The organism is Phormidesmis priestleyi ULC007 (genome assembly GCF_003003695.1).
Classification (GTDB): Bacteria; Cyanobacteriota; Cyanobacteriia; order Leptolyngbyales; family Leptolyngbyaceae; genus Phormidesmis_A; species Phormidesmis_A priestleyi_A.
On sequence record NZ_PVWG01000085.1, the window covers coordinates 1 to 7,503 of the forward strand.

Annotated in this window: 5 protein-coding genes; all 5 read right to left on the reverse strand. The window is 45.4% G+C overall.

Going from position 1 to position 7,503, the window contains the following annotated elements; all coding sequences use genetic code 11:
- On the reverse strand, positions 1-984 hold a 984-nt coding region (locus C7B65_RS26305), incomplete at its 3' end, for an Ig-like domain-containing protein (RefSeq protein ID WP_146135854.1).
- A gap of 82 nt (positions 985-1,066) precedes the next feature.
- Positions 1,067-1,678, reverse strand: coding sequence for a hypothetical protein (locus C7B65_RS26310; protein ID WP_073070406.1), 612 nt, complete (start codon positions 1,676-1,678; stop codon positions 1,067-1,069).
- Positions 1,679-1,691: 13 nt separating this feature from the next.
- Positions 1,692-3,002 carry a hypothetical protein gene (locus C7B65_RS26315; protein ID WP_073070407.1) on the reverse strand — a complete coding sequence of 437 codons (1,311 nt, stop codon included), beginning with the start codon at positions 3,000-3,002 and terminating at the stop codon, positions 1,692-1,694.
- A 731-nt stretch (positions 3,003-3,733) separates the two neighbouring features.
- A complete protein-coding gene (locus C7B65_RS26320; RefSeq protein ID WP_073070408.1) occupies positions 3,734-5,374 on the reverse strand; it encodes an eCIS core domain-containing protein in 1,641 nt (546 codons plus the stop codon).
- A gap of 362 nt (positions 5,375-5,736) precedes the next feature.
- On the reverse strand, positions 5,737-7,503 hold a 1,767-nt coding region (locus C7B65_RS26330), incomplete at its 5' end, for a hypothetical protein (protein ID WP_219898751.1).

Below are 7,503 nucleotides of genomic sequence, written 5' to 3' on the forward strand. Positions count from 1 at the left end.
GAGGGAATCGTTGTCTGCCTTGCTGATGCGGTTGAGGCGATCGGCGATCGCCCTCAACACCTCCTGACGATTTTGCAGCGCCGCCTTCTTGGAAATAGTCAGGGGATGTCTGCTAATCGCCCCCGTGCCATAGTCCACGATCTTCTTCACCGCATCGGTGTACTCCAAATCATAGCCAGTGCCAATGTAGGGCAGATTGGTTCCGCCAGGAAAGCCCGAAAAGCCACTGGGCTGCCAATTGAGAGTCGAGTTCGCCCCCGTTGAATAGTTGCCCCACCCATATCCACCGCTAGAAGTCGGACCGAAATACCCGTAGTTCCCGGTCTCTCCGGCGGGAGCATTCGCCCTCGTGCCGCCATCTTGACCCGCCACCTCTCCTGATTCCAGAACGTAGAGGTCTTGATCCTCGATCGGGCTGTCATCCGACTTCAAGAATCGAAACGCTTGCGATTGTTGATTGCCTGCCAGATCGCTACTCGTGACGCTAAAGTCATAGACCCCTGCTGCCAGATTCTTGATCTCTCCCAATGCCTGGTTAAATGTCCCGGTCTGAGAAACTGTCACCGTCTGGTCGCCCAAACTTTCCCCACTACTGCCAGTTTGCCAATATCGATACGCCACCTGATTGACTCCTGTTCCGGTGCCGTCGCTTACTGACCCTGCCAGCACTTCACCGTCCACCCAGGTAATGCCATCAATCAAGCTGGTAATGTCTTGCGTGGGAGCCGTCAGGTCAAAGGTAAACGTCACTCGCATCTCCTGAGAGAAGTTGCCTAGCTCATCTTTTGCCCGCAGCTTCAGCGCATAGGTTCCGTCTGCCAAATCGTTGCCATACAAGTCCACAAGTTGCGCTTGGCTGAGACTGAAATTCCCTGCACTGTCGATCGTCGTCGTAATATCTTGAAAAGGCGCACTGCCCACTGGATCAGCGACTCCACCTGCCACTAAAACGGAGGGAATCACCAAAGCCGCTTGCAGTCCCACAATTTTGTTCTGCCACCAATACTGGTGTATCTAGTGTCGTGTTCGTGGAGTTCTTCGCACTCTGCAAAATGCGATTTCGGTACTATGCTGATGGCGTTTCGTCCCAATCTAGTAAACCCAAATTAACAATTGTTCCAGGTTCAGATTGGAGATACGTGATTTGAAGTTGCTCAAGCAAATGAGCATAGTATTTCCGCACGACTGGATCTAAGTATTCAGATTCAGACATCTCTCGAATATCAATAGATGCCTGCTCTGGTTCGCAGCCCAAAACTCGACGCACAAAATCGGGTTGCCCTGCAACAATAATAAAATCTAACGTATTAGCCATAAGAATAAACCAATCCGGTTTTCCTGCAAACCAAACGTACCACCCAAAAATATTATATTTAAAGTCTTCCATTCCAAGCACTGTTGCCGGAATAATAAGAACATCTGACACATTTTGCATCTTTGATAAATCAACTGCGATAAACTCTTGATAACCATGATCTAGAAGAGTCTGAATAAGCCGATCTTCATCCTCGAATGCATAAAGATCTCCAATATGAGTAGGAACAGCAATCCAACCCGCTTGTTTTATAAGTTGTAGCTGCCCCTTACCAGTATTGCCTTCAATTGCTCTACGAATAATTTCTCTGTACCTTCTAATATGGTCAGGAGACTCAACAGGATGTATCACCTCAAAATCCATTAGCTATCGTCTCCTATACTGTGGGGATTACAATCGTTGCTCTTCTATTATGTGTGTATCTAATTTTGATCGTCCTTCTCATTGGACTTTTTTTTGGTCTCGTATTAATTTGAGTTGTAGCGCCGCCTGTACTCTTAGCTTCTGGGTAGGCTCCTACGCTACCTCCATCAATAAGATCGGCGGTTTTAGCACCGTCTTCAGTAGTTTTAATAGGTCCTCCAGCTTTTCTAGAAAGTTTCTCAAGGTCTTCAGCTTGCCCTTCTTCTCCTGTTGGTTTATCGTAGTTTTCTACGTCACCTTCTTTACGATTTGTTCCATTTGGAAGTGGCTTGCCTTTTCTATCAGTAAGCGTAGCTCCCACAAGTATCTCGTTAATAGCGTCATCAGTTGCTTTTTCTTCAGCAGTGCGCTCATCTTCTCCACTATTAGAGTGATAAACTGCGCGAATAATTTTGCCACCTTCATCAATAATAATATAGATTAATCCACCAATCAGAGTGATTGTTCCTCCGATCGGGTTGCTATTTCCCCAAGTATCTAATTTTTGGGCAATCATTCCAGAGTCACCGTTGGAAGCAACCTGTACGCCTTCTGGTGCAGCATAGGCATAAAGTGCTTCAGCTAAAGTCTTTAGTTTCTGTATGCTAGATGCATTCCAAATGTCGTCATACAAGCCACTGGCATCAAGAATACGTTCGCCCGGATTTAGACTTAAGCGCAAACTTGCATGGAACGCCGCCTCGTCTAACCACGCTTTGGCAACCGAGGGATTGCGACTTTCAGATCGAATGGATTGGCTCGGAACTAGACTTAGAGTTTGAAGAAGATTACGGCTCCCTGCTAGAAGCTGTTGGTCATCACCGTTGAAGCTATCAAGAAATGCTTTAAGTTCAGTTGCAGCTTTCTGAATGTCTTGCGACTGTCGCAGTGTCTCCAGGAAGAAGTGTAGATCACTCTGTGAAACTTGAGTTCCAAGTGCAGCATACGCACCCCCTAAGTTCAGTAGTTGACTCAGAAATCTTGCATCTTTTTTCTGAACCTGTAGGTCAGCACCTTGCAATAGTTGCGCTGCCTGCACTAATCTGTCAGCAAACTCCAATAGCTTAATCCGATCGCCTGGAGTCTTCACCCCCTCAAAGAACTGATTCAACCCGCCCTGAGCTTTTCGCCCATCTCCCCCACGCAGCAACATATTGATGAACTCCGAAATCACTGTTTCCCCAGTCGTCGTCACGATCGGATTGACCTTCGCCACCTCAAAGCCAAACTTGATTAACTCGCGAATAAACTGGGCACTGCGAATATCACCGCGGGGATCGAACACTCCTTTACTGCTAGCAACTCTTACTTCATTCAGAGAGACACTATTCGCCGCCGCATTGAGAAGAATTAGAGTGGAAATCGCTCTTCATAGACGAATATTTTGTGAAGCAAATCTAGCGCGAAACAGGTTGAGGCAGGCTTTTAAGTTAAGATCAGCAGCGTCCATTTTCCGATATATTGTGTCTGATAAAGTAAACTACTAATGTGAGGGGAGTAGTGATTTTTACTTACTTAGCTAGATTGACAATTTTTGAATCGGAAGTAGCAGACCCATGTACATAAATTTCTATTGTTTCACCTGGTTTTAGCGGAACTGCTGTTTTGCCAACAAAACCTTCTGGAACTACTCCATAGACGATCGTAGAAACGTTCTTAGTTCTAGGGAAGTTAGGAGTCGAAATAGACCAAAGTGTTTCATTTCTCGTTCGACTAATCATCGAAATGGAGCTAACCCTAGCAGATTCAGAACATTCCCACTTGCTACTCATCGAAGCCTCATTTAGTTTTAGTGTTAAACCACTTGACTGTTTACTTACTATCTGAATGCAAAACTTAGGACCAGTACACCCTGTGAGTAGTATTAAGAGTATGAGAGAAATAACAAACCTATTTTTCACCGAACTGCTTCCTTATTTAAAATTAATTCAACCTGTCTTTGATAATTGCTGGAGTTAACTTGTACGCCTACTACGGGATTACGCTGAAAACTGCTCATTAACCTTAGAGAAGTTGTTATCCTTTCGGAAATGCTGGTTCTGGCGCTCCTTCCTTTCTTCTAAGTTTCTCGATGTAAGGACGTAGAATCGTAACTGTTCTAATGTCTTTGTCTTCAACTTTTTCTCTTCTTTTTCGTTGAAAGGTCACGCGGCGAATACTTGCATTGTATTCTTCCACTGCTGCTGCTTGTTGCTCTACTCCCCATTGTTCCCAGGGAAGCTTATTTTCATAGGCGGTTGTCCAGTCATAAGCATCTCCCTTAAGGAACTGAGCGGTTAGTTGCTCTAATACACTGCCTGACACATATCGCCATCCACTATTCTGGTATTGCCAAACATGAGTCAATTCATGAATTAACACAATACGTCCTGCTGCCGTGAGTTCAAGAGTTCCAGGCTGAAACATATCAGTGCCACCTAGCTTTGAGGGGAAGTAGATTACGTTCCCTAGTGTTACAACTGCATAGTCAACCCACTTGTCTTTCGCTATGCCAACTTTACTAAAATCAACACTGTCAGCAAATATTTCTGCGGCATAGTTGACTTCTGCTTGATTAAGATCTCGATCTCTCTGCTTACCTATCAATTTACGTAACTCGTTATCCAGTGACTTATCTTGCAATGCGTTGCGAGCAAGGCTACTCAGAAAATCTGAGGGGGATTCACTCGGAACTATTAGCTGAGTCTTGAAGATATCAAGAACTTTACTTATGAGTGTTGGATTACTTGTGACTCCTTTATCTAGTGATAATTTGTACTGCCTCAAAGCCTTACGTTCGATATTGAAGAGTTCGTTTAAATTATCAGCATCATTACTAATAAATTGCCCAAATTCATTCGCTCCCTTTTGCAAATTTTGTTCTCTCCAGAGCGTATTCAAAAATAGTTTTGAATCTTCTGTCTCTTCAACTGGCTTCAAAGCAGCATATGCCTCACCCAAATTGAGCAATTGGCTCAGGAATCTGGCATCCTTCTTTTGAGACGGTAGATCAGCCCCTTGCAGTAATTGTGCAGCATCTACCAGCCTGTCGCCAAACTCCAACAGCTTGACCCGATCGCTCCCACTCTTCGCCCCCTCAAAGAACTGATTCAAGCCCCCTTGCCCTTTCCGATCGTCCCCTCCTTTCCATAAGGTATTGAGAAACTCTGAAATCACCGTCTCTCCCGTCGTGGTCACAGTAGGGTTAACCTTGGCTACTTCAAAACCAAACGCCACCAACTCGCGAATAAACTGGGCACTACGAATATCGCCGCGTGGGTCAAACCCGCCTCCACTGTTGGCGAGTCGCGGTTCATTGAGCGCCACACTATTCGCCGCTGCATTCAGGAGATTGTTGAGGAACTTGAGGGTCGTGATCGGGTCGGTGACCCCATTGAGCGATCGCCCTAACGCTTTCACGCCTTTGTCGAGTTGCTCCTTAATCGAAAGATTTCCAGCCCCTCCCGGTTGTTGAGCGCGCCATAGCATGTCCAAGAACCCATAATCCGCGTCGCCAGCCAGCACGGTTCCTAGTTCCCGACTCGGTGCCAGTTTTGCATAAGTCTGTCCCAACTCCAGTGCGGCTTTGAGCAGCGCCTGGTGCGCCTCTGCTGAAATCGAAGTCGGGGTTGCAGCCGTGATACCAATTAATTTGAAGGAGTTCTTTGCGCTATCCAAAAGGAAACGTCCATGTCCATAATTTGTAGTAGAGCCAGCCCTCCAACAAAGTTAGACCGATCGTGCTTACGAAAATTACTCGCCAGCGTAAAAATGGTTCTACTTGGAAAGCAATCGCACAGACTAGCAGCGACTTAAACAAACCAATAAATGCACCTATAGCAAGAAAACCTAGCACGTCACGAAGTAGATAAGGTGACGAAAGCAAAAAAGGGAGAATTCTCACAAACCAAACAATTGACAGGTGAACAATGGCTGAACTGGGAACACCTAGAGCCAAGGAAACCAAGAATATTTTGAAGCCATGTATTGATTGGAACATGAAAATATATTAATTAATGGTGTGTGAATTTTTAGAAAATTCAGGGGTTTCTTTCGTTTTTAAGCTGCTCCTGAACGTACTTAGAGAACCGTTCAAACATATCTCCTGTATAAGCCCAGTTCCAGTTAGGATTCCGACCAAGACCTCCAGGGGAGACAGAAAACTTCCCATCTCCAAAAAGGTTGTTGAATTTATTGATACGGGAAACCCATGCTTGTTTGGCTACCTCGGTCAGGTCGTCAGCATCAAACGTTGCTTCTATTGGTTTAGCTTGGAATTCGTTAGCGAACGTTTGCCATCGGGTATGAATATCAAATCTAGCGTCATTCTGAAGATAGTATCTCTTAAGATGAGTGGAAAAGCGTTGATCCTTTCTACCTGGATTGTTAAATCTGTCGAACAAACCAAAGCCATCGACATCGCCAAGAATATCAGCTTCAGGGGCTGAAGCTTTGTAGTACGCATCAATCTCTTCCTTTGTAGGAGTGCCAGATGACAGTTTCAAGTTTATGGGAGTACCCTCTTGAGAAGTTCCTCTCTGTTGAAGCGTTAGCCAAACAGAGCCGACTCCAACGTCAGCAACCCATGAAGCAGGGTCAATGGTAGGCACATTGTAGTAAGGATCAGAATAAGGTGCGTTAGAACCTGGGTGCAGTAGTGCATCCAGCGTCAAAAGTAGATGTCCAATGTCAATCATCTCGTTGCGTTCAGGAATCACAAGATAGGGTGATGGATTGTCTTCCTTACCGTTCTCATTTGCTTTAGCCGTCAGAATAGCATACGCATCCTTGTCTAGACTTCCCAACTCAGCCGCATAGACTTTTCTTTCTGCAAGAAGTCCTGGTGATAGTGGGTCCGATTCAGAGTTGGGAGCATTAGGTAGAAGTGCAGCAAATGCTTGTTGATTAGTAATTTCATTAATCAGATTCCAGCCACTATCCCCAGGATAGTAAAGTCTACGAAGACGAGTGATTATTTCCTGGGGAGTGTCATTTTTATACACTGCCTCTACCTTCTCCACAATATTAATGAATCGCTCAACGCCTACCAATGCTAAGGGATTTGCCTGGTTCTTGACACCTTTGTAATCTTTGATATTGAATAAGCTAATTCCTTTCCCAGTTAGAGCAACTCCCATTGTTTTGGAGATAAACTCGTTGCTTCTCTTTACACCCTGAAGACTTACATCAGTGATTTTATTCAGGGTCTTGAGACGGTCGGAGTTGGCAAAGAGAACAACATCAGGATTCGTCACCGACTGTAAAAAGCTGTCTAACTGCTGTGCGGTTAACCGCGTATTACTGAGTTGATATGCTGTACTAAGAAAGAAATTGAGAGGTTGATCTCCTGCCGCCGTAATCGGATTCAATGCTGTGTAGCTGCTCCCCAAGTTCAGCAATTGACTTAAGAACTTGGCATCCTTCTTTTGAGCCTGTAGATCAGCCCCTTGCAGTAATTGTGCGGCATCTACCAGCCGATCTCCAAACCCTAATAGTTTTACCCGATCGCTCCCACTCTTCGCCCCCTCAAAGAACTGATTCAAGCCCCCTTGCCCTTTCCGATCGTCCCCTCCTTTCCATAAGGTATTGAGAAACTCTGAAATCACCGTCTCTCCCGTCGTGGTCACAGTAGGGTTAACCTTGGCTACTTCAAAACCAAACTTCATCAACTCGCGGATGAACTGGGCACTACGAATATCGCCGCGTGGATTAAACCCGCCTCCACTGTTGGCGAGTCGCGGTTCATTGAGCGCTACGCTATTCGCCGCTGCATTCAAAAGATTGTTGAGGAACTTGAGGGTGCTGAT